Source organism: Dyadobacter chenhuakuii, from assembly GCF_023821985.2.
In the GTDB taxonomy this organism is placed as follows: domain Bacteria; phylum Bacteroidota; class Bacteroidia; order Cytophagales; family Spirosomataceae; genus Dyadobacter; species Dyadobacter chenhuakuii.
On sequence record NZ_CP098805.1, the window covers coordinates 1,759,361 to 1,781,670 of the forward strand.

15 protein-coding genes are annotated in these 22,310 nt (G+C 47.6%); 10 read left to right on the forward strand and 5 right to left on the reverse strand.

The annotated features are described in order from the left end of the window. Window positions 1–9: 9 nt before the first annotated feature. Complete coding sequence (locus tag NFI80_RS07360) at window positions 10–1,716, reverse strand: FAD/NAD(P)-binding protein (protein ID WP_235163626.1); 1,707 nt, start codon at window positions 1,714–1,716, stop codon at window positions 10–12. Between the two features lie 144 nt (window positions 1,717–1,860). Here NFI80_RS07360 and NFI80_RS07365 point away from each other — a divergent pair, with 144 nt between their 5' ends. Continuing rightward, complete coding sequence (locus NFI80_RS07365; RefSeq protein WP_235163625.1) at window positions 1,861–2,664, forward strand: MOSC domain-containing protein; 804 nt, start codon at window positions 1,861–1,863, stop codon at window positions 2,662–2,664. An 8-nt stretch (window positions 2,665–2,672) separates the two neighbouring features. Here the strand turns inward: NFI80_RS07365 and NFI80_RS07370 are convergent, their stop codons facing one another. Further along, on the reverse strand, window positions 2,673–3,974 hold the full coding sequence (locus tag NFI80_RS07370; RefSeq protein ID WP_235163624.1) for an MFS transporter: 1,302 nt from the start codon (window positions 3,972–3,974) through the stop codon (window positions 2,673–2,675). A gap of 151 nt (window positions 3,975–4,125) precedes the next feature. Between NFI80_RS07370 and NFI80_RS07375 the strand changes: the two genes are divergently transcribed. Next, window positions 4,126–4,932 (forward strand): hypothetical protein, encoded by an 807-nt coding sequence (locus tag NFI80_RS07375; RefSeq protein WP_235163623.1) that lies wholly within the window; start codon window positions 4,126–4,128, stop codon window positions 4,930–4,932. A 12-nt stretch (window positions 4,933–4,944) separates the two neighbouring features. Here NFI80_RS07375 and NFI80_RS07380 read toward each other — a convergent pair whose 3' ends face one another. Next, window positions 4,945–6,672 carry a serine hydrolase gene (locus NFI80_RS07380; protein WP_235163622.1) on the reverse strand — a complete coding sequence of 576 codons (1,728 nt, stop codon included), beginning with the start codon at window positions 6,670–6,672 and terminating at the stop codon, window positions 4,945–4,947. Window positions 6,673–6,818: 146 nt separating this feature from the next. On the opposite strand from NFI80_RS07380, the gene NFI80_RS07385 reads away from it, so the two are divergent. From NFI80_RS07385 to NFI80_RS07420, 8 genes are all read left to right on the forward strand, one after another. Then, window positions 6,819–9,170: an ABC transporter permease gene (locus NFI80_RS07385; protein ID WP_235163621.1), complete on the forward strand. Its 2,352-nt coding sequence runs from the start codon at window positions 6,819–6,821 to the stop codon at window positions 9,168–9,170. 89 nt (window positions 9,171–9,259) lie between these two features. Next, on the forward strand, window positions 9,260–9,982 hold the full coding sequence (locus tag NFI80_RS07390; RefSeq protein WP_235158887.1) for a LytR/AlgR family response regulator transcription factor: 723 nt from the start codon (window positions 9,260–9,262) through the stop codon (window positions 9,980–9,982). 2 nt (window positions 9,983–9,984) lie between these two features. Beyond that, window positions 9,985–12,090, forward strand: a complete 2,106-nt coding sequence (locus NFI80_RS07395) for a tetratricopeptide repeat-containing sensor histidine kinase (protein WP_235163620.1) — start codon at window positions 9,985–9,987, stop codon at window positions 12,088–12,090. 68 nt (window positions 12,091–12,158) lie between these two features. Further along, complete coding sequence (locus NFI80_RS07400; RefSeq protein WP_235163619.1) at window positions 12,159–12,698, forward strand: hypothetical protein; 540 nt, start codon at window positions 12,159–12,161, stop codon at window positions 12,696–12,698. A 103-nt stretch (window positions 12,699–12,801) separates the two neighbouring features. After that, on the forward strand, window positions 12,802–13,845 hold the full coding sequence (locus NFI80_RS07405; protein ID WP_235163618.1) for a sensor histidine kinase: 1,044 nt from the start codon (window positions 12,802–12,804) through the stop codon (window positions 13,843–13,845). Between the two features lie 168 nt (window positions 13,846–14,013). Next, window positions 14,014–15,096 carry a sensor histidine kinase gene (locus NFI80_RS07410; protein WP_235163617.1) on the forward strand — a complete coding sequence of 361 codons (1,083 nt, stop codon included), beginning with the start codon at window positions 14,014–14,016 and terminating at the stop codon, window positions 15,094–15,096. Window positions 15,097–15,106: 10 nt separating this feature from the next. Further along, window positions 15,107–15,889: a LytR/AlgR family response regulator transcription factor gene (locus NFI80_RS07415; protein ID WP_235163616.1), complete on the forward strand. Its 783-nt coding sequence runs from the start codon at window positions 15,107–15,109 to the stop codon at window positions 15,887–15,889. A gap of 58 nt (window positions 15,890–15,947) precedes the next feature. Continuing rightward, window positions 15,948–18,773, forward strand: a complete 2,826-nt coding sequence (locus NFI80_RS07420) for a PQQ-dependent sugar dehydrogenase (RefSeq protein ID WP_235163615.1) — start codon at window positions 15,948–15,950, stop codon at window positions 18,771–18,773. 4 nt (window positions 18,774–18,777) lie between these two features. Here the strand turns inward: NFI80_RS07420 and NFI80_RS07425 are convergent, their stop codons facing one another. Both NFI80_RS07425 and NFI80_RS07430 read right to left on the reverse strand, forming a co-directional pair. Continuing rightward, window positions 18,778–19,905 (reverse strand): metallophosphoesterase family protein, encoded by a 1,128-nt coding sequence (locus NFI80_RS07425; RefSeq protein ID WP_235163614.1) that lies wholly within the window; start codon window positions 19,903–19,905, stop codon window positions 18,778–18,780. A gap of 117 nt (window positions 19,906–20,022) precedes the next feature. Beyond that, window positions 20,023–22,266: a heavy metal translocating P-type ATPase gene (locus tag NFI80_RS07430; RefSeq protein ID WP_235163613.1), complete on the reverse strand. Its 2,244-nt coding sequence runs from the start codon at window positions 22,264–22,266 to the stop codon at window positions 20,023–20,025. Window positions 22,267–22,310: the final 44 nt, after the last annotated feature.

The window sequence follows — 22,310 nt, forward strand, 5'->3', positions numbered from 1 at the left end:
AAAAACACCTTACTCTTTTAAAATGCTCTCCACAATCGTCAAAGATGCTTGTTCACAGAAATCCAGGCCTGAATAATCCGGGTTATAACCTCCAATGTAAGGAACGGCCATAACATAAATCCGGCGATTCGTAGAACCTGAACGCTCCAAAACCTGAAAATGATCTGTAATGGCAATCCCCGGCACTTTCAGGTAAAAATCTTCTCTGGCCGTTTGCTCCACATTCTCGTTGCCGTCTGCAATGGCTGCACCGCCTTCTGCCGAAGACCTGAATTTTAAATGTGCGGGCATCACCGTTCCATCGGCGATGAGGCTTTTGAACGGAAAACTTTCAAAAGGCAAATGCGGCTGACCGATACAATCCACAAAGGTGTTGTAATAAATGGCCTTCTCTTCACCCGACTCGTCCTTATAATGGTAAGTTATACCACCTTTACTTTCCGGAACAACCTTGCTATCATCCCCTACCGACACGATTTCGAGCTTGCCTGCGTCGTCCAGCGCCAGCATTTCCTTGGCGGAACTTTGCGGGACAAATGCGATAACAATCGATATGAGCGGCATTAGAACTTTCTGCAGCCGCATACGGTCCTCCGCTGACAAATATTTGGCAGGATAATTCATTGCATAACTCAAAACCGCCAGAATCTCCTTCCAATGTATGGACTCCTCGTTCCGGATCGACTTTTCCGCCTCTGCATATTCTTTCCTGAAAAGCTTGAACGGTTCCGTTTTTTCCCGCACAGCCATCATCGACTCTACAAACTGCTCTATGTTCATCTCCCGGATCCTTCCGTAAAACTTCGGATCCTTGTCGCGGAACAGGTCTTTAAAGGCTTTTTCAAAAATATAGTCCAGTTCCAGAAAACCATCGTTTGCTTCCCGGTTTTGCTCGATTTCTTCCTTGGTCAGCAATGCTTCTTCAGAAAGCAGCGGATCTTCCAAATGGAAGCGTATGGCAGGCAAAAGTCCATTTCTGGAATGCATAACCAGCCTGAAATCAGGACTTTCCTCTGATGGTTGGAACACAACTTTTCCGTCCTCATCCGTATGAAATGATCCGTTATTCCGGGCCAATGTGCGCATGGCATCAATAGCAGTCAATGATGATCCACGGATCGCTATGGGATGATTTAGAACCAGTTTGAGCTTTGCAGGCGGATATGGGGAATCATAATAACCGGGCGTCGTTCCTTCGTGCTTGGCAGGCCAGTTATGCCCGGTGCAAATAATGACACGGTTAAAACGTGACAAGCCCGATCGTTCGATATCGACATCCACTTTCTTCTCCCCGGGTACGTCGATAATGTCAATCACCCGGCAACCTTTATGGACATGTGTCTGTAATCCGATGCGTTCGGCCTTTTTCAGGAGCAGATCAAATTGAGCTGATAAATACTGCCCGAACAACAGACGGGGAAGCACTTTATATTCATTAAAACGATCTCTGTCAACCCCAAAACGGATGAGCTCGTCCTCAGGGACAGTCTGGATCCATTCCTGGATGGAAGTTACAATTTCGGGAATTTCGTTGTCAGATACATTGGTAACATGCTCCTGGTTAGAGCCTTGGTAACTATACGGCATCCCGGCGCCTAATAGTTTTTTACTTTCAAAAATGTGTATTTCAAGATCTTTCTGACCTGCCTCTACAAATCTTTTAAAAACAAACAATGCACTTGGGCCTCCGCCGAGGATAGCGATACGCGTCTTCAATGCTTTACAAAACGTTAGGTGTAATTAATCCGACTCTTATTTTCCAATGTAATAAACAATTGTACCAGTAACATTCTGGGAATGGTTTTTTACCTGAATTACTTAATTATATCAAATATCAGCTCATACATCCGATCTTCGTCAATGCATTTATCCGAAATATGGGTATATCCCATTAAATCCCTGGGAGGGATCCGTTTGAGAGAATCGCTTGTTGAAGAACGGGGATTGAAATACGACAGGCGATGGGTGATCGTCGACGAAAAAGGCACTTTTCTCACCCAACGCACCAACGCCCAAATGGCCCTGCTGGACGTGGCAATAACAAACGAAGGCCTGGTCATTTCACACCGGTATGACCCTGTTAACCAAATGCTTATTCCATTTCTGCGTGAAGACGACGAGGATTTGGAGGTGAAGATCTGGGATGACATTATTACAGCAAGAACAGTTTCTACACTTGCCGACGAATGGTTATCCGAAAGGCTTGGTAAGGCTGTGAGGATCGTGGAAATGACGCCTGATACACATCGCAAAATGGGCTCAGTTTATGCCGAAACCGAGCGTACAGTGAGCTTCGCAGACGACTTTCCGTTTCTGCTCATATCCCAGGCTTCGCTGGACGATCTGAACGGCAGGCTTTCACAATCCGTAGAAATGAAGCGCTTCCGCCCCAACTTCGTCGTTTCGGGCACTGCACCTTTTGAAGAAGATCTTTGGAAAAACATAACGATCGGAAATACTCGCTTTGAGGTTGCAAAACCCTGTGAACGATGTGTTATGGTCAACATTGATCCCAACACAGGGATCAAGAGCCCCGAGACACTGAAAGCACTAATGGGTTACCGAAAAGAGGGAAAGGATATATTTTTCGGGCAAAATGTCATAGGACTGGAAACCGGCATCGTCCGGGAAGGAGATGCTATATCGCAGTCATTGACCATTTAAATAACTACTTAAAATGTCTTTGCCGGGGCAATGTTTAGTTTCTTAGGGTTTGGAATAACAAGTAATGTAATGATCGTGGCAAGCACCAGCGCCCCGGACATTAATGTATAGGAAGCATTGAAATTACCTGTTTCGCTATTGAGATAACCAACCAGATAGGACCCGGCAAACGAACCCAGCGCACCCAGACTATTGATAAGCCCAATCGCCCCGCCGATCACATTCTTGGGCAAAACATCGGCAATAGCCGCGAAAAAAGGCCCGTAAGGTGTGTATAACGCCCCGCCCGCAATCACCAGCAATACGTAAGACAGCCAAAACTTCTCGGGTCCTAGCCATACCGTCGCAAATAAACAAATGGCTGCAACCAGCAGAAAAGGCCAGATGAAAATACTTCTGTTGCCGGATTTATCAGAAAAATAAGAGGCACTCAGCATCCCGATCACCGCCAGCAAATAAGGAACAGACGACAACCAGCCCGTGGTAACCATATTCATATCCGGCGCAGCCTTAATAATAGAGGGCAGCCACATCACAAATCCGTAAACGCCCACGCTCCACAAAAGATATTGCAGCGATAATAAAATGACTTTCCTGGAACGGAACGCCTCTGCATAGTTTTTGACTGGCTTAATGCCCACCTGTTCTTCCTGCAATCGTCTTTCCAGTTCCATTTTCTCGCTGTCCGTAAGCCACTTCGCTTCCATCGGACGTTCGTCAATCAATTTCCACCATATAAAAGCCCACAGAATTCCCGGCACCCCCTGAATGATAAACATCCACCGCCAGCCCATTGAATCAATCAGATAACCCGAAAGTACGGACATCCAAAGCACCGTTACCGGATTTCCAAGGATCAGAAAAGTGTTTGCGCGGGAGCGCTCTTCTTTGGTAAACCATTGGCTCAACAGGATCAGCATTGCAGGCATAACCGCGCTTTCCACAACGCCGAGCATAAAACGGATCACGATGAGCGTAGTGGTATCATTAACGATACCCGTAGCTGCGGCTAATGCTCCCCAAAGGATCAATGAAAAGAAAATCAGCTTCTTAGCTGCCTTATGCGCCGCGTATTGAGCCCCGGGAATCTGGAAAAAGAAATAGCCCAGGAAAAACAGCGAGCTTAGTAATGTAGATGTGTTGGGTGTAATGTTCAGGTCGTCGGCCATTCCGCCGGCAACCGCAAAACCGAAATTGGCCCTGTCCAGGTAAGCGAGACTGTATGTAATGAAAACAACGGGAATGATCCGGTACCATCTTACCTGCGCCAATTGTGGTTTCATGCCTTTGGGATTCTCTACTGAATGCATTTTATCAATAGTGTTAAGGCTTTGAACGCAGGATTATACTATTTGAACGGCCTTGCCCATAAATGCGGAAGTGTGGGAATGGTATATCAATGTGGTTCACGTCTTTGTTAACTAATTGTGTGCTAACTCCATCCGTTCAACTTTGCCGCAAATGAAAACGCTCTTCCTGATCATTCTTACATTCACATTCATTGCCTGCAAGGACAAGGAAGTTGACAAAACATCCTTAGAAAATGAACCCTGCATGCTTCTGAGCTATGTAACAGATACAACCGGTAGCGGGGCAAAATTTGAGATCAATTATGACAAACAAAATCTCATAACGGGAACCACATATGCCTATACCGGCTATTTTGGGGATACGACGAAGATAAAGAGCACCATCAGCTATTATTACAATGAGGACAAGCCGTCGTCCATCAGCAATTCTGAAAACGAGAATGTCACTCGATTTGAATACAATAATGAAGGACTGTTATCCCAAAAAACCTGGTACGAAAAGAAAACGATTCCCCGCCAGAGAATAAATCTGGAATGGTCCGGCGGCAAGATCGCCCGGGTTAAAAGAAGCCTTTTCGAGCGGACCGGCGCCGCCGACGACCCGAAGAGCTATGTGGAAAAGGCGCACGATTACATTGAACTGGAAATCGATGCAAAAGGAAATCTGGCGACACTGAAAAGATACTCCACTAAAAATGAGCTCATTTCGACCAACGCATACGAATACGACAATAATCCGAACCCATTTGCCAGACTATACAAAATCCAGGCAGCGTTTTTCGACGATCAGGAACATTTACTTTCTACCAATAACAGGACGAAAGTCATCACAACCAATTCCATGAGCGGGAAGGTTACGGTGCTCGATTACAAGTTCAACTACGATGCCGCCGGATATCCCAAAGATGGATTTTACATGAACCAGCGGGCGCTTGCTATGCAGTATAAATGCAAGTAGAAGCTAGCAGGATCATTCCTTTGCGAAATTCTCGGGCAGCTTTTTAAACCATAAATTGGCCACGCGTCCGTTTGTCATGCGAAGCCCGGTAATCTCCCCTGCTTTGCCGCGGACCATTTCAATATTTTGGACAAACCACCAGGGCGCATTCAGGCGGTCCTTATTAACCACATTCAGATCCACCTCGCCGTGATGCACATGGACGAGCTTTAACTTGTCGTCTTTGAAACTGATGGTGTAAAGGGTTTCAAGTTCCGGACTGTAATATTGTCCTGCAAAATCCGCTTTGCTGATATCCTTATCCTGCTTTGGCTCCACGCGGTTACCCGGATGTTCACCATTTTGCCGTAAGGTGATTTTGGTCACCTTACCCTCTTTCGGCTTGTGAAAAACGATCGAAGCCTCCACAACTTTCAGATAAAAAGTGGAATCGGAAGAAGGGAACATTTCAACCGCTTGCTGTCCCGTGGCCTGGGTCATGTAACGGTCGCCCTCTTTCCTGAAATTCAATATAAATCCGGGTGCTTCCGTGAGCTCATAGGAGCCAGCATATTGCCGGAAAAGGGTCGAGTCAAATTTATAGTTTTCGTTTTTCGGACTTTCAGCAGATTTTTTCGCCACCGATTTATCTTCTTTAAACAAAGAACCCATATAAATTCCCGCCACGTCAAATGCCTTCTTTTCCGGCGCAAATTCCGCCTGGTTACTCAGCACAATAAAGCCGTAATCTTCTTTCGGGAAATATGTGATAGACGACCTGAAACCGGCATCCGCACCATTATGGCCATAATAAGCCAAACCTCTGTATGTTCCGTGCGCCAGGCCGAAAGCGTAAGGCAATGTATCGCCCTTGGTAATACGGCCGCGTTCGAGCATTTGTTTCATCACCGCGGGTCCGCCCAGCTGTGAAGTGCGGAAGTTGTTCATCCAGAACAACAGATCATTAACAGTTGTAAACAAGCTCGTTGCACCTACATTACCATAGCTCAGAATGGCTTTCTCAAATCGGCCGTCTTTTTCCTGTGATTTATGAAAGGAATAGGCGCGCCCTTTTACAATCTGCTCCTGGTTATCGTAAAACAATGTATTTTTCATTCCCAACGGCTTGAAAACCTCTTGCTGCATCCATTCGGCGAACGGCTTTTTACCAACTCGGCTGACCACCTCAGCCAGCAAAGTATAACCGGTGTTGCAGTACGCAAAGGCAGAGCCTGGCTCAAAATTCAACTCTTTTTGCCTTTTGATCAGATTAAAAACGTGTTGCTTTGTAATGACATCATCAAGCTGCCAGCCCGCCATAACCAGGAGGTTCCATTGGTCGCGCAGTCCGCTTGTGTGGTGGATCAGGTGACGGATTGTAATGGTTTTACCAAAATCCGGGACTTCCGGAATGTGCTTCCGAATGTCGTCATCCAGCGAAATTTTCCCCTGCTGGGCCAGCAATACAATGCCGTAAGCTGTAAACTGTTTGGACACAGATGCGACGTGAAATATGGTCTGCGGTCCGTTTTTCGCGCCTGTTTCTACATCCGATTCTCCAAAACCTTTGGCATATATCAGTTTACCCTGATGAACCACGCCCACTGCCGCCCCGGGACTGCCCGGCTTGTTCCATTCCGAAAACAGCGAATCAGCCCTGGCCGAAAGCTTGGGCGAAAGTTTGTCGGACTGCGCAAAAATGGTTGAGATGTGCGCAACGGAAAGCAGCGCCGTGGTGATCAGGTAAAGTAGCGGTCTCATAGAGGATATGATGTATATTTTACTAAGAAACGAACAAAAAAAGATGCACGTAAAAATTTAAAAACTAAGCTTTTAGTTTTTAAACGTATAAGTTAGTTCTATATTTGAGAAATCATATTGATCCAATTCCCAAAATCTAAAAAGCCATGATAAAGAATTACTTAAAGATCGCCCTCCGGGTTTTGCTCAAACAACGCCTGTACACGTCTCTAAACATTGGCGGACTAGCCATCGGGCTGACGACCTCGCTGCTGGTTTTGCTTTGGGTCAAAGATGAAATGAGTTTTAACAAATTCCATCCCAATTACGACCGCATTGTGAAGGTTATGCTCAACATTGCGACCGAATCACAGACCACCCAGACCTATGAGCTTACCGCGCCGCCCGTTGCCGAGGCCATGAAACGGGAAATCCCTGGCGTGGTAAATGCCACTTGCTCCTGGCAAAACAAAGCGGTGTTCACATATGGAGAAAAAACAAATGAAGAAACCGGTCTCATGGCGGACCGGACATTTTTGAAAATATTCAACTTCCCCGTTTTAAACGGCAATGCAGAAACTGCGCTGAGCAAGCCAAATGTCATTTTGATCACGCAAAAATTTGCTGAAAAATATTTTGGACAGGCTGATCCTGTCGGGAAAGTGATCCGGATCGGGAATGCCGAACATTGTTATATCGAAGGCGTCCTGGAAAATGTGCCTTCCAACTCATCGCTTCAATTCGACTTCATCCGGTCGATGCCCGATTCGATGAGCACGGCCTCCTGGGTGGAAGTGAAAGCCCATGTGTTTGCGCTTCTGGAACCGGGCGTGAACATGAAAAAGCTTCGGGATCAGATGAAACCCATCACCAAACGCCATATGCCTGAATTTGTCACCGGATGGAGCTATTTCCCATACAGCCTCAACGATTGGCATCTGCGAAGCCACTTCGAAAATGGCATTTACACAGGCGGCGGGCGTATCAGTTACGTGCGGTTGTTTGTCGTAGTGGCCATTTTTGTCCTGATTATCTCTGCCATCAATTTTACAAACCTATCTATTGCTCGGGCAACCGGGCGTTCCAAAGAAGTGGGTATACGCAAAGCAATCGGCGCAAAAAAATCCGCATTGGTCGCACAGTTTCTGGGTGAGTCTTTTATCCTCACATTCCTGGCCGGGCTAATCAGCATAGGCTTGATATATGCCATACTGCCATTTTTTAATGATTTTCTGGACAAAAAAATCACCATCAACTGGCTGGACCCCTCCTACTCCGTGAGCCTGCTCGGCGTGCTGTTGCTTACCAGCTTACTGGCTGGATTTTATCCGTCGTTCGTGCTGTCGGCGTTCAAGCCGGTTCTGGTGTTGAAAGGCGCTGGTCTGGGAAATTCAGCAGGCCCCGCATGGCAGCGCAAGGCGCTTATCATAGTGCAGTTTACTATTACGAGCATTCTGATGGTAGGCACAGGCGTTGTATATCAGCAAATTGAATTTATCAAAAACCGTAATCCAGGCTACGACCAGCGCGATCTGGTCCGGATAGAAGCCAGGGAACTGTCCCAAGTAAACCGTTACAGACAGGCGCGGACAACATTATCCGAAGTGCCGGGCGTGGAAGCATTTTCCAGCGCGAGCGCCACTTTTCAGGGAACATTCGGGCGCAACTATGTGGAATGGATGAATGGCCAGCAGCGGGAAAGGAATATGTTCGCAGTCATCAGCGGGGATCATAATCTGACATCAACACTGAAAATGAAAATCCATTCGGGCCGGGAATTTTCCCCGTTGCTGGCTTCGGACAGTGCCGGCGTGATCATTAACCAGGAAGCAGCCCGCAGAATGAACCTGGCAGACCCGGTTGGCAAGCAAATCCAGGTAAACGGAATGGAAATGACCATTACGGGCGTAGTTGAAAACTTCCATATCGCGTCCGTTCACCAGATGATCGAGCCCACAGTAATCTTGTTCCGACCATTCCAAACCCGCTTTTTCTTTGCCAGGATTAATAAAAATGACAGAGCTGCCACTTTGGAACAGCTTAAAGATAAATACGAATCGCTGCTTCCCGGCGCTATTTTCAGTTACCAGTTTGTGGATCAGGAATACGAGCGCATGTATCAGAGCGAGATACAGGTGGGGACGTTGGCCAATTGGTTTTCGGCTGTCGCCATCATTATTTCGTGCCTCGGACTTTTTGGCCTTGCATCATTCTCAGCGGAAAGGCGGACCAAAGAAATCGGCATCCGGAAAGTTTCGGGCGCTTCGGTCGCGGAAATTTTTGTATTAATGAACAAGGATTTCGTCAGACTTGTGTTGCTATCCCTGCTCCTGGCTGCCTACCCGGCCTGGTATATGATGAATCTCTGGCTGGAAAAATTCGCCTACCACACGCGCATCAACGAGTGGATTTTCGTCCTGTGCGGCCTCGGCACCATCAGCATTGCCATCATTACAGTTAGCTATCAAAGCATGAAAGCAGCGCTCGCCGACCCTGTGAAAAGTTTGCGGCATGAATGACGGGCAAAAACCTAACCTGCCTTTTTATTTTGTGGATATTTCAGGCCGATCCTTTTGCATATATTGAGCCGATATTTACTCATTCCTTTATGAACGGCAGTACGGTCCCGCATGTACGTTTTATTGCAATCGACGATAATCCACTGGATCTTCTTTTTATTACCGAATTCGCGAAAGCATTCCCGTTCCTGCAAAACTGCGGCGCTTTTTCGAGCGCGTTGGAAGGTTATGAAGCGCAGCAATACATTAAGCCGGATCTGGTTTTTCTGGACATTGAAATGCCCGGGTTCACCGGGCTTGAATTATTGCGCAAGATCCGGGCCGAGGTGGATATGGCCGTTTTCATCACGTCACATCCCGAATTTGCAATTGACGGGTATGAACTGTCCGCCCTGGACTACATTCTGAAACCGCTTACCCAGGGGCGGTTCGAAGCAACTGCGCGCAGAATCCGGGAATACGCGCTGATGAAGCACCGTTCCGAGGCTTACGAAGTGCTTTTCGAGAAAGATGTGCTCATGATCAAAGAAGGCCATAACCAGGTAAAATTGTCGCAAAAGGACATTATTTATCTGGAAGCCATGCAGGATTATACCAAAATCATCACACCGCAAAAAAACTACATTACATTATCCACGCTCACCTGCTTCATGGAGCAGCTTCCCTCCGACCGCTTCATGCGCGTGCACCGGAGTTATGCCGTTTCATTAAATCAGATCAAAGAATTGCGGCATTCGGAAGTGGTCTGCAACAACACCATTATCCCAGTTGGAAAGACTTATCGATCAGCCATTGCAAAGCTCAGACTTTGAATATGAAAAAATTTCTACTGATTCTATTAGTTTCAACCGCCTTACTTTCAAACATTTACGCCCAGTCGCTCCCCGACTTGTCTGGCTACAAAACCACAAAAGACAAGCTCGAAGCACTGGCTGACCTTTGCGATACACTGGCCCTCGCCGAGGATGTTGAACGTGAAAAAGTGGTTTCCAAATACGCATTAAAACTGGCGCCCGGCAACGATTGGTATTACCGTTCCATATTCCATTACAATCTGGGCTTCGCTTATGAAAGCGCCGATCCCGACAGCTCCATTTACTTCCACGAGCAATCTCTCGCAGACGCACGCAGGGGAAAGTTGCCGATCCGCATTCTCACTGTCCTGCAACGGCTCTTATTTTCGTACTATAATACGCCGGGGCACACCCACAAAAGCGACAATGCGCTCCGGGAAATGCTGGCCAGTATTGATACTACCAAAAATGAGAACAGCAAAGCCTCCCTGTATGCCACAATTGGGAATTATTATTCTGTAAAGGGACAATACAACACGCAGATACAGTATTTGCTGAAAGGCATCGCCATTAAAAAGAAGCTGATAGAGCAAGGTGTGACCAAAGACCGTGAAGATGTGGTAGTAGATCTGATGAGCCTTTCGGAAATCTATATCCAAATGGCGCAGGGTGAAAAAGGTCTGTACTATGGCAAGGAAGCACGAAAATACATTGTGGCTTACAAACCGTATCTCAATCACCATTACAAAGACATGACGGATGTTTACATTCTGCTGAAACAACCGGGTATGGCAAAAATTTACTACGACAGTCTGGCCGGAATGATCACGCCCGACAACCAGAATTCGGGCCGACGCTCCAATAAAATAGCAGCAGACCTCACTTTTGCAGACTATTATATGTCTAACAAGCAGCTGGATAGCGCAGCGATTTTTATCAAACGTGCCAATGATCTCGCACCCAAATGGGCAGGTGAATTCCTAATGTCGCAGGTGAACTATATGACCGGGGAATTGTATATGGCGCAAAAGCAGTATGCGAAAGCCCTACCATTGTTAAAGGCAGCCGAACCGAACAGCACCGGCCTCGGCCTCGAAATTCATGCTTTTCTTTTACAATCCCTGGCCAGATGTTACGCTGCAACCGGTCAGTGGCAGCAAGCGTATGCCTATTATGATAAATATGCACCCATCCGTGATTCGCTGTATCTGGAATCGTCCAGGAAAAGCATTGCGGACGCGGAAGCGCAATACCAGAACAAAGACAAGCAGCAGCAGATCGAGATGAAAAACATTCAGATCGATAAAGCGCAAAAGCAGCGGATCTGGCTTATTTCCGGGCTCGCATTGCTAGCCTTATCATTGGTGTTGCTAGGCATTATTTACAGGAATAAAAGGAAAAATGCAGCAATTTTAGATCAAAAAAACAAAGAACTCGCCAAGCTGATCGCAGAGTTGGAAGAGGCCAATCATACGAAAGCCAAACTTTTCAGCATTATCAGCCACGACCTGCGTTCACCGATCAGCCAGGTTTACCAGTTTTTGAAATTGCAGCAACTGAACCCTAAACTGCTTTCTGACCTGCAAAAGGCCGAATTGAGCGAAAAAATCCAGACCGCCACAGGATCTTTACTGGAAACAATGGAAGATCTGCTGCTTTGGTCCAAAACTCAGATGAACCAGTTCAAGGCTGATATCCAGCCTGTTGACGTTTCCCTCATCGCTTCACAAAGCTTGAAGTTGCTGCGACTGAACATTGATTCCAAAAACCTGCGCGTCGAAAACAATGTTCCATCCGGGACAATGGCGCAAACCGATCCTTACTACTTACAGGCCATTATCCGTAACCTGCTTCAAAATGCAGTGAAAGCATCTGACGAAAACGGTTTGATCCGGCTTGGCATCAATGGCAACGAAAACCGGCTTACCTTTTTCATCGAAAACGGCGGAAAAGCATTCAGTGAGGAAGATTACCAGCGTATCCTCGCCCAAAAAGATGCCGGAAAAGGCCTTTCAGGTCTGGGATTGAAACTCGTAGACGAATTATCCCTGAAAACCGGACTTAGGATCGAATTCCAAAATCCTGCCGAATCGGTGACGCTAAGCCAGGTAACATTTCAGATGTAACTTTCCAAATGTAACTTTTGACATACTTATAGAGCACATTTAACCGTTGAAAGGCAAAGCCTTACTCCGTGTTCGCCAGACTATTACTGATCTTCATCCTTTGTGCATCCTGCGCTGCCGCGCAGCCTTACTATACGCGCATTCGCGGGGCTTTTGGCGCAGAAATTTTTGGCATTGCTCCCAAAGGCACCTTCGTTGCCGAGGCTGCATTTGGATATACGAAGCGGTCGTTCTGGGACGTTCAGGCGGGAATTGGTGCGGTGAGCCAGCCGGAATTTCGCAGTCCTGCATTTTCGGCAGCATTAACGCATTGTTTTATCTTAAATCCCTATAAACGAAACTCGTGCACGCCGCATCCCGACCATTATGCCATCGAAACCTACCTTGAAGCAGGAATTGCCTCCTTTTTCGTCGACCGCTATGACCGGGGCTTGCATTCGGGAGTCAACGGACAGCCAGCATTAACACCATCGGGAATTGCAGGATTGCGTTTTAACCTGGTAACCGACCGATGGATCTACATTTTGAAGATCAGATACACGCCACCGTTAGTTTCCAATCCAATCGCTTCCCAAGCCGGCGTGGGGCTCGCCATGGGCTGGCGCTGAAAAAGAAACCGATGGACCCACAAAAAACATCGGCGGCCTGATAAGTAATTATTTAGGGTTCGCTATTTTTGAATTTATCTTGCAAAACCCTTCCTGAATTATCGTGAGGCCGCGTTTTTTTTCGAAATACGAATGGTGGTATCATCTGGCGATTATGCCTGTGTTCTGCGCTGTCGGCAATTATTACTTTATAGGAACAGTCTATTTCCGGGAATTTCCGGTCTTCGTGAAAGCGACATTGCTTGTGCTGGCGCTTTACTGGTTTTCGATCGTGATGCTTACCCTTGTGGTCCGCTGGATCATCAGCAGGTTTCCGCATGTGGATGAGACACGGCCGCGCTTGCTGGCCATGTTACTGGCAGTAGGGACGCTTACAATGGGACTTGCTGCTTTTGATGTATGGGCTTACAGCGTTACGCCTGGCCTCGAAGTGCAGTTTACCTGGCAGAATATCTGGCCGATCATGATCCTGGGCGGCTTTTTCGACATTTTTCTGTGTTCCATGCTAGGCCTTTTTTACTCTTTGGAACAATGGAAAAAAAACCAGACGGAGAGTGAAAAGCTGGAAAGGGAATCGCTGCAACACCAGTTTGATGCGCTCAAAGGACAGGTTAACCCGCATTTTTTGTTCAATAGCCTCAATACACTTTCCGCACTGATCGGCGACGACCAGGATAAGGCGGAAGAATTTGTCGAAGATCTGGCCAAAATTTACCGCTACATTTTGCAGGCGTCCAAAACAGAGCTCGTTCCGGTCCAGGCTGAATTCACTTTCCTGCACACCTACGCGCGGCTGCTGGGTGCGCGCTATGGCGAGAGCTTGCACATTATAGAGCCGGAACCTTATGCGGGCGAATTGCTCGTCCCGCCGCTGGTGTTGCAGGTTTTGATTGATAATGCGATCAAATTTAATACAATGAGCAAAGCGAAACCGCTGACTATCGAAACAGGGATTGCATTTAGTCAGCGACTTATGGTCCGGAACAACATTCAGAACAAAGTCAGGACGATGGCGACCGAGCAGGGCGGGCTGACCGGCTTGCGCGTAAAATATCATGCGCTTAGTAACCGCGAGCTGCGCGTGGACGAAACGGACGAGCATTTTACAGTCACCGTTCCATTGCTTTCCGCCCGGGTGCGCGCTTGATGTACAGATGCGAAACGGTACAATTCATGTATTTGTTCATTCAATTGATACAACATACATTCCCGCGTTTGGCACTGCGGGTATACTTTTGAATTCATTAACAAACTGAAATCGCGGCCAAAGTCCCCGGGCCGGCGCACAATGAACAACGGAAAATTGATAGCTGGAATGTCAGGTGCATTGAGCCCCAAAACGCGCTGGTCGTACGTGCTGACGATGCCGGTTTTCCTGCTTTTCTTCAATTATCTCATGGTGGGGCCGGGTTTTTACAGCAATTGGAAAACATTCGCGGGAAGCACATTACTGAATGGTTCGCTACTGACCTTCACGTTTTTTATTCAATCTAAGATCAGTGACAACATTGCGCAGCGCCATCCCCGACTGGACCAGACCATCAGGCGCATTTTCGTATCCATAGCCGCACACGCGGCAATTTCCGGGATTTTTTTGTTGCTGATCGCCTGGTTATACATTGGTTTCGGGCTGTTCGGGTCCACGCTCACCGTCCAGAAGATCCTCACCATTTACCTGATCAATATGGGCGCAATTATGCTGGTTATGGGCATTCAGGAATCTTTTAATGCCATCGGCAGATGGAAACACCATGAAGTGAACCGCGAAAGGCTGATGAAGGAAAATGTTAACGGACAACTGGAAAGTTTGAAAGCACAGGTCAGCCCGCATTTTTTGTTCAATACATTAAATTCATTGTCGACATTAATTGCCGAAGACCCACGGAAGGCCGAGCAGTTTGTGGATGAAATGGCGCGCGTTTACCGTTACTTGCTGCAAACCAATCACGCTTCTCTGGACGACAGCGATTTCAGCCAGCTCACCACATTGCAGAAAGAACTTTCCTTCATTGAATCATACGGACATTTACTAAAAACGCGCTATGGTGACGGAATGAAGCTGTATGTACATGTGGAGAAGCATTTGATGAACCGCAGGATTCCGCCATTAACATTGCAATTGTTGGTTGAGAATGCAGTCAAGCACAATGTGATCCGCGCCAGCCGGCCGCTCACCATTTTCATATTAAGCACTCAGGACGGGAATTTAATGGTGCGTAACAATTTGCAGAAGAAAACATTGACCGCCGGTGCCGAAAACCTGGAATCGACCGGCGTGGGACTCGTCAATATCATTACCAAATATAAGCTTCTCAACGAACAGCAAAAGGACATTTCACAGCCTGTCGTTGAGAGTAATCACGAATTCTTTACCGTAATACTGCCATTAATAGCCTGAAAATTAAATTATGGACGCACTAATCGTGGAAGACGAAGACCTGTCGGTCAGAAGATTAAGAAAATTATTGACAGAAACCGCGCCCGACCTGCTCATCAGCGGCGTGACCGACAGCATTGAGGAAACCGTGGAATGGCTGAGAAACAACCAGAAGGCAGGCCGTGCCGATCCGGACCTCATTTTTCTCGACATTGAGTTGTCAGATGGGCAGAGCTTTGAAATATTCAACCGCGTGCAGGTGACCAGCACCATCATTTTCACAACCTCCTACGATGAATATGCATTACAGGCTTTCAAACTCAACAGCATTGACTACCTGCTGAAACCCGTACACCGCGACGATTTGCAGCGGAGCCTGCAGAAATATGAAAACATGCGTGCATTACCAGCCGAAGACTCACTCGAAGGAATAAAGAAATTGCTGGAAGGATTTCAGAAAACGAGCAAGAAAGAATACCGGCAACGGTTTTTGGTAAAACAAGGTCAGAAAATGCTGTCCATCGAGGTGAGCGAGATCGCCTATTTCTTCACCGAAGAACGTTACAGCTTCTTTATAACGGACAACAACCAGAAATTGCTGGTGGATTATACCCTGGATGAGCTCGCCGACGTGCTGGATCCCACTCGTTTTTTCCGGATTAACCGCGGGATGATGGTGACGCACAAAGCGGTTGACAAAATCGATCCATATTTTGGAAGCCGTCTTGCGCTGAGCCTGCGACCGTCGCATAATAAGGAAGCGCTGGTAAGCCGTGAAAAAGTGGGTGATTTTAAACATTGGATGGGAAAATAGGAATAAGAATTTTTAACGATAATTTGTTATATTTCCAGTAAACTCTTGTTTACTACCTATGACAAACCTTTCCCCGCGTTTACGGCGAATTTCGCGTGTCCTGAAAAACACCGCCCAGATTCCCGCTTTTTTGCTGATTGCAGCATTCACTATTCAAGACAGTCCGCCTAAGCCGGATGAAAGCCGCTTTACGCCCATTGTGGTGGCGGAGAACCTGGACGAACCCATGGTTTTTGAAGTGCTTCCCGACGGTTCGGCTTACATTATTGAAAGAAAGGGCGCTTTGAAAAAATACAATGCGTCCACCCAGTCCACCGACCTGATCGCGATGATTCCCGTCAACACCAAATACGTTAGCGCAGAAGGCGTTTCCCGGGAAGCGGAGGAAGGACTGATGGGTTTTACTATGGACCCCAATTTTGAAAAGAACCATTGGATCTATCTCTATTACGCGCATCCGACCGAGAAAAAACACATTCTTTCACGTTACGAATTGCGGGATGACAAACTCATAGAAAGCTCAAAAAAGGATGTGATCGAGGTGGTTACACAACGTGAGGTGTGCTGCCACACGGGCGGCGGGATGACCTGGGATAAAGGTGGTAACCTGTATCTGACGGTTGGTAACAACACCGGAAACCAGAAAGCCGCTCAAACCGACGAGCGCGAGGGACGCGCCAGCTGGGATGATCAGGGACATGCGGGAAATACGAATGACCTGAGAGGGAAAATCTTAAAAATCCATCCCGAACCAGACGGCTCGTACACCATTCCGGAAGGCAATCTTTATCCCAAAGGAACGGCAAAAACGCGTCCTGAGATTTACTCAATGGGCCACAGGAATCCGTGGCGCATTGCCGTTGACAGCAAAACGGGCTTTTTATACTGGGGTGAAGTGGGGCCGGATGCCAGCGAAGATTCGGAGATCGGGCCGCGGGGTTATGATGAGCTGAACCAAGCCAGAAAGCCGGGTAATTTTGGATGGCCCTGGTTTGTGGGCGATGATCAGGCATTCCCGGTGTATGATTATGCCGCCAACAAGCCTTTGGCAAAAAAAGACCCGAAAAATCTGGTCAACAATTCACCAAACAACACGGGCTTGAAAGAGCTTTTACCAACTGCCCCTAGTTTTATTTACTATCCTTACGGCATTTCTGAAAAATTCCCGGCCGTGGGTTCCGGTTCAAGGAGCGCAACAGGCGGACCCATTTATCACCGTGCGGATTTCAAATCACCAAAAAGACCATGGCCGGCTTATTATGAGAACAAATGGATCGCGGCCGACTTCTCCCGCGGCTGGATTATGGCCATTTCTATGAGCCCGAATGGTGATTATGAGTCCATGGAACGCGTGTTGCCAGCTTACCATCCGGTGCAGCCTATCGACATCAAATTCGGCCCGAATGGTGACTTGTATGTGCTTGAATACGGCAGCAACTGGTTCAGAAAGAGTGAAAATTCGAGGTTGATCCGCATTGAATACAATGGTGGCAACCGCAAGCCGATTGTTCAGGTTTCTACGGATAAAAAAGGCGGAACAGTTCCGTTTCAGGCGAAGCTTTCTTCGGCCGGAACAAAAGATTTTGACGGAGATAAACTGAAATACAGCTGGAAAATCACGGGTAACGGCGGCGCTGCGAAAACATTTGCCACAGCTGAGCCAACTGTAACATTTGACAAACCAGGCGTTTACACAGCCAGCCTGACGGTAACCGACGCCAAAGGCGCTTCCAATTCGCAATCTCTGAGAATTATTGCCGGTAACGAGCCGCCAAAGGTTTCGGTGAACGTGGACGGAAATAAAACATTCTTTTTCGCCGGAAAACCCATTCCCTATTCCATCGACGTCACCGATAAGGAAGACGGTAGTTTGCTTGAAGGAAAAATCAAACCTGAGGAAATTGCGGTGAGCATTGACTATGCCTCAGAGGGTTTTGATTATGCCGAAGTCATTCAGAGCCAGCGCAGTGTGGATGCGAGCACGCAGTTTGCCGTTGCCCAGGTGCTGATCGGCAAGAGCGATTGCAAAGTGTGCCATCAGGTGGACGCAAAATCGGTAGGACCCTCATTTGCAGATATTTCTAACAAATACAAAGGTAAGCCGGGCGTAACGGAAGCATTGGTAGGGAAAATTCTCAAAGGCGGAGCCGGGGTTTGGGGTGAAGTGGCTATGCCTGCACACCCCGCATTGCCTGTGGCCGATGCCGAGACCATTGTAAAATACATTCTCAACAGCACAGACAAGACATTGAGTACATTGCCTGTCAAAGGTGAATTTACACCGAAAATTCCTGCACAGGATAATGGAAAAGGCTCCGTACTGATCAGGGCGGCATTTACGGATCGCTCTATGAGCGGCAACAAGGCTATCCCTGCCCAGACAACGGAAGAAATGATCGTCCTGAGAAGCCCCGAACTGAATGCGGCCGAAGCACCGATTGTGCAAGGTGCAGATATGAAAGCACTGGGAACAGCCGGGCTTGGTTTTAGCGTGGTGACTTTTGCAAACAGCTTTCTGGCTTTCAAAGAAACTGATCTGACTGATATAAAGGCACTTGAAATGAATGCCGCGGCCCAGAAACGGGAAGGCGCCATGGGCGGCAAGATCGAGATTCGGCTGGATTCACCTACCGGAACGCTCGTTGGTGAACAGAATGTTGAAATTGCTCCGGAAGTGGATATGGCCAAGCTGATGGCCGAATTGGAAAGCCAGAAAAAGCCGGGTGAAACCGTAAAACCGCCGCGTCGCCCTACCCGCGCGCCGGTTCTGGTTAACATTAAGCCAACCACGGGCAAACATGACATTTATATATTGTTTAAAAATGAAACGGCGAAGCCCATCGAACCATTGATGACCCTTTCCAAGATCACTTTCAAGCAGTAAGAACCTAGGTTTCTATTACAAAACGGTCGGCCAGGATGGCATTCATTCCTGGCTCGATCGTTTTTTCATGCGGAAGCGTGTAAAACTCGCTGGTAATGCGGATCCCTTTTTCCGTTCTTTCGAGCGAGACTTTCAAAAAGCCATGCTTGTTATCGCAATAATTTTCAAGGGTTACGTGATTAAAAGCGGCATTATTGGCTGTAAAACGGCTGTCCGAAGTGGTCGCAACAGGATGCAGCTCATCATAACCACCACCACCGGCAACGATAAACGGAACCGTTTTGCCATCAAAATATCGCTTCGAAAACCGCTGGTAATTGTGAACATGCCCGCTGAAAACAACATCCGGGCGGACACCGGTCTGCTCGAAAACCCCGTCAAAAAACTGGATCATCGGAAGGCTCGATCCATGGTTAATATCCGCAGAATAGGGCGCGTGGTGAATACAGAGAATAATGGCCTTTTCAGGACGATCAGCATCAGCACTCCTAAGCTCTTCCAGTAACCACTTACGCTGGTCCGGGGTAACTACGCCGAACTTGGTAACATTGCCATACATGCCGATAATGCGCGCAACCGGTGTCATGAGCGACCAGAAAACGTTAGGCTGCGTCATGCTTTTTCGTTCCGCCCCGCCGCTAAAACTTACGGTTTGCGGTTGCTTATCACAAAAAACGGCCTTAAACGGATCCAGGCTTCGGTAGGAAACTCGGCTGTCTGGGTTTACATCACTGTCGTGGTTTCCCGGGATGGCGAAGATAGGGCCGGGATATTTTTGGTAGGGATCAAAAAATTGCCTTTTGTACTGACTTGCTTCTCCGAAATTATAGACAATGTCGCCCAAATGATACAGGAACATGGGTTCCTTCCCCGTGCCATCAGTCTGCTGATATTGCTTGATCATTTCGGCAACCACGAGCTTTTGAAAATCCGGATTACGAATGCTTCCCGTGTCACCGAGCATGTGAAATGCCAGCTTATTACGGTCATTTAATTCCTGAACCGACTCTAAATCAAGGTGATAAGGATAGTTTCCTGTGGGTGCCGGCAATGGCTGGAATTTATAGGAATCATCCGGCTGATTTTTCTTTAAAACCGGTTTGTCGTATTTCTTATTAAGGAATGAATTCATCAAGGTGCGAGTAACTGAACGTTCAAAATGTGCACCGCAATGAAGCAAATGCACATTTTTACAACGGGTTACCGCAAGTTTTGGTTCTTGTTGTCCCGACCATCAGGCAACTAAAACTTACAATTTCATCGCCTTCAACCGCAAGCTGTTCCCCACAACCGAAACCGAACTCAACGCCATGGCGGCACCTGCCAACATCGGATCAAGCAGGAACCCGTTCACGGCATAAAGCACGCCAGCCGCAATGGGAATGCCAATCAGGTTGTAGATAAACGCCCAGAAAAGGTTCTGTCTGATCGTTTTAACCGTTCTGGCGGACAGATTTAATGCTTTCGGGATCATGTTAAGATCGGAGGTAATCAATGTCATTTTGGCCACATCCATTGCAATGTCCGAGCCTTTTCCCATCGCAATGCTCACATCCGCCTGCGCCAGTGCGTGACTGTCATTGATGCCGTCACCCACCATTGCCACAATTTTTCCTTCTGCCTGTAATTGTTTTACAAAATCTGCTTTGTCCGAAGGCATTACTTCGGCTTTATAATGTTGTAAACCAATTTGTTCAGCCACGGCTGCGGCAGTTTGCTTGTTGTCGCCGGTGAGCATATAAACCGCAATGCCCATTTTCTGCAATTTTTCAATGGCTTGTTTTGAAGTCGCCTTAACCCTATCAGCAATGGCAATGATTGCCAGAACCTGTGTCTTATCAGCAAAATAAATGACCGTTTGCGCTTCCTGCTGCCATTTTTCAGCCAATGTTACCAGCTCATCGCCAATCGCCACGCCGCCTTCCGACATCAGTTTTTTGTTCCCTATAAAATACGTCACCCCGTCACTTACAGCCCGAACACCCTGGCCGGTAATGCTGTCAAAAGATGTCAAAGGCACTTTCCCGACGTGTTCCTTCTTCAAATGATTGACAACCGCATCGGCCAGCGGGTGTTCGGAGCGCGATTCCATGGCTAATAAAATTTGTTCGGACAACGCTTTATTCCGCGCTGCTGCACTCCAAACCAGTTTCGTGACAGCAGGCTTGCCTTCGGTTATCGTTCCCGTTTTATCCAGGATAATGGCATTCACCCTGTGTGCAAGTTCCAGGCTTTCGGCGTCTTTGATAAGTATATTATTTTCCGCACCCTTCCCTACCCCAACCATGATAGCAGTGGGCGTAGCGAGGCCGAGCGCACACGGGCAAGCGATGACAAGAACGGTCACCGACGTCAGTAATGCATGCGTAAATGCATCTTCTCCACCCAAAACCATCCAGACGATGAATGTCAGAATAGCGATACCAATGACCACCGGCACGAAAATCCCGGCGATCTTGTCCACCAGCTTTTGCACCGGTGCTTTACTTCCCTGCGCTTGCTGCACCATTTTGATGATCTGCGCCAGAATCGTGTCGCCACCAACTTTTGTGGCTTCAAACAGAAAGCTTCCTTTTTGATTAATTGTGCCCGCAAACACCTTTTCGCCAGCCTTTTTCTCCACCGCAACCGGTTCACCACTGATCATACTTTCGTCCACAAACGAGCTGCCTTCCGTCGCGATGCCGTCCACCGGGATCTTTTCACCAGGTTTGATTACAATGATGTCGCCCACCTTCACTCCTGCAACCGGAATTTCCGCTTCCGTGCCGCCGCTGATGATGGTAACTGTTTTAGGCTGTAAACCCATCAGTTTTTTCAGGGCCGAAGTCGTGTTGGACTTGGCCTTTTCTTCCATTAGTTTACCCAGCGAAATAAATGCGATTACAACCGCAGCCGCTTCAAAATACACATGCGCATGCAAACCACGAGCATGCCAGAACTCCGGATATATCGTATTAAATGCGCTGAAAATGAATGCTATACCCGTGCTCAACGCAACGAGCGTATCCATATTGGCCTTTCCGTAACGGGCTTGCTTGAAAGCATTAACAAAAAAGCTCCGGCCCAAAATAAACACAACGGGCGCAGCCAGCACCATCATAATCCAGTTCCCATAAGGCAACGCCCTGGCAGAACCTTCCATGAAGAACATGCCAATAACGACAATCGGAAGCGATAAGACAGCCGCCCAGATTGTCCTCTTTTTCAAACCATTATAATGTGCTAATTGTGCTTCCTGCTGCACTTGCTGCGGGTCTTCCACATTCACAACAAGGTCGTAACCCACGGAGCGGACCGCATTCTGAAGTTCCAGGGGTGTAACTGTATCATCGTATTCCGCCCAGGCCGTCTGCGTCGCATAATTCACACCTGCATCATGCACACCCTCGACGGATTTGAGCATACTTTCTACACTCACCGCACAGGCTGCACACGACATGCCCAGCACGGGAAAGGTTTCTTTTATATTGTTTTCAACTATCGTAGCCATCGCTGTTTTCATTTTTACAAATGTATCACAGCGCACTCCGTAAA

What these genes read in the sequence shown, in the direction of transcription:
- NFI80_RS07365 (WP_235163625.1), top strand. Translation starts at nt 1,861, where the DNA reads ATGCATTTATCCGAAATATGGGTATATCCCATTAAATCCCTGGGAGGG.
- NFI80_RS07370 (WP_235163624.1), bottom strand. Translation starts at nt 3,974, where the DNA reads ATGCATTCAGTAGAGAATCCCAAAGGCATGAAACCACAATTGGCGCAG.
- NFI80_RS07375 (WP_235163623.1), top strand. Translation starts at nt 4,126, where the DNA reads ATGAAAACGCTCTTCCTGATCATTCTTACATTCACATTCATTGCCTGC.
- NFI80_RS07380 (WP_235163622.1), bottom strand. Translation starts at nt 6,672, where the DNA reads ATGAGACCGCTACTTTACCTGATCACCACGGCGCTGCTTTCCGTTGCG.
- NFI80_RS07385 (WP_235163621.1), top strand. Translation starts at nt 6,819, where the DNA reads ATGATAAAGAATTACTTAAAGATCGCCCTCCGGGTTTTGCTCAAACAA.
- NFI80_RS07390 (WP_235158887.1), top strand. Translation starts at nt 9,260, where the DNA reads ATGAACGGCAGTACGGTCCCGCATGTACGTTTTATTGCAATCGACGAT.
- NFI80_RS07395 (WP_235163620.1), top strand. Translation starts at nt 9,985, where the DNA reads ATGAAAAAATTTCTACTGATTCTATTAGTTTCAACCGCCTTACTTTCA.
- NFI80_RS07410 (WP_235163617.1), top strand. Translation starts at nt 14,014, where the DNA reads ATGTCAGGTGCATTGAGCCCCAAAACGCGCTGGTCGTACGTGCTGACG.
- NFI80_RS07415 (WP_235163616.1), top strand. Translation starts at nt 15,107, where the DNA reads ATGGACGCACTAATCGTGGAAGACGAAGACCTGTCGGTCAGAAGATTA.
- NFI80_RS07420 (WP_235163615.1), top strand. Translation starts at nt 15,948, where the DNA reads ATGACAAACCTTTCCCCGCGTTTACGGCGAATTTCGCGTGTCCTGAAA.
- NFI80_RS07425 (WP_235163614.1), bottom strand. Translation starts at nt 19,905, where the DNA reads ATGAATTCATTCCTTAATAAGAAATACGACAAACCGGTTTTAAAGAAA.
- NFI80_RS07430 (WP_235163613.1), bottom strand. Translation starts at nt 22,266, where the DNA reads ATGGCTACGATAGTTGAAAACAATATAAAAGAAACCTTTCCCGTGCTG.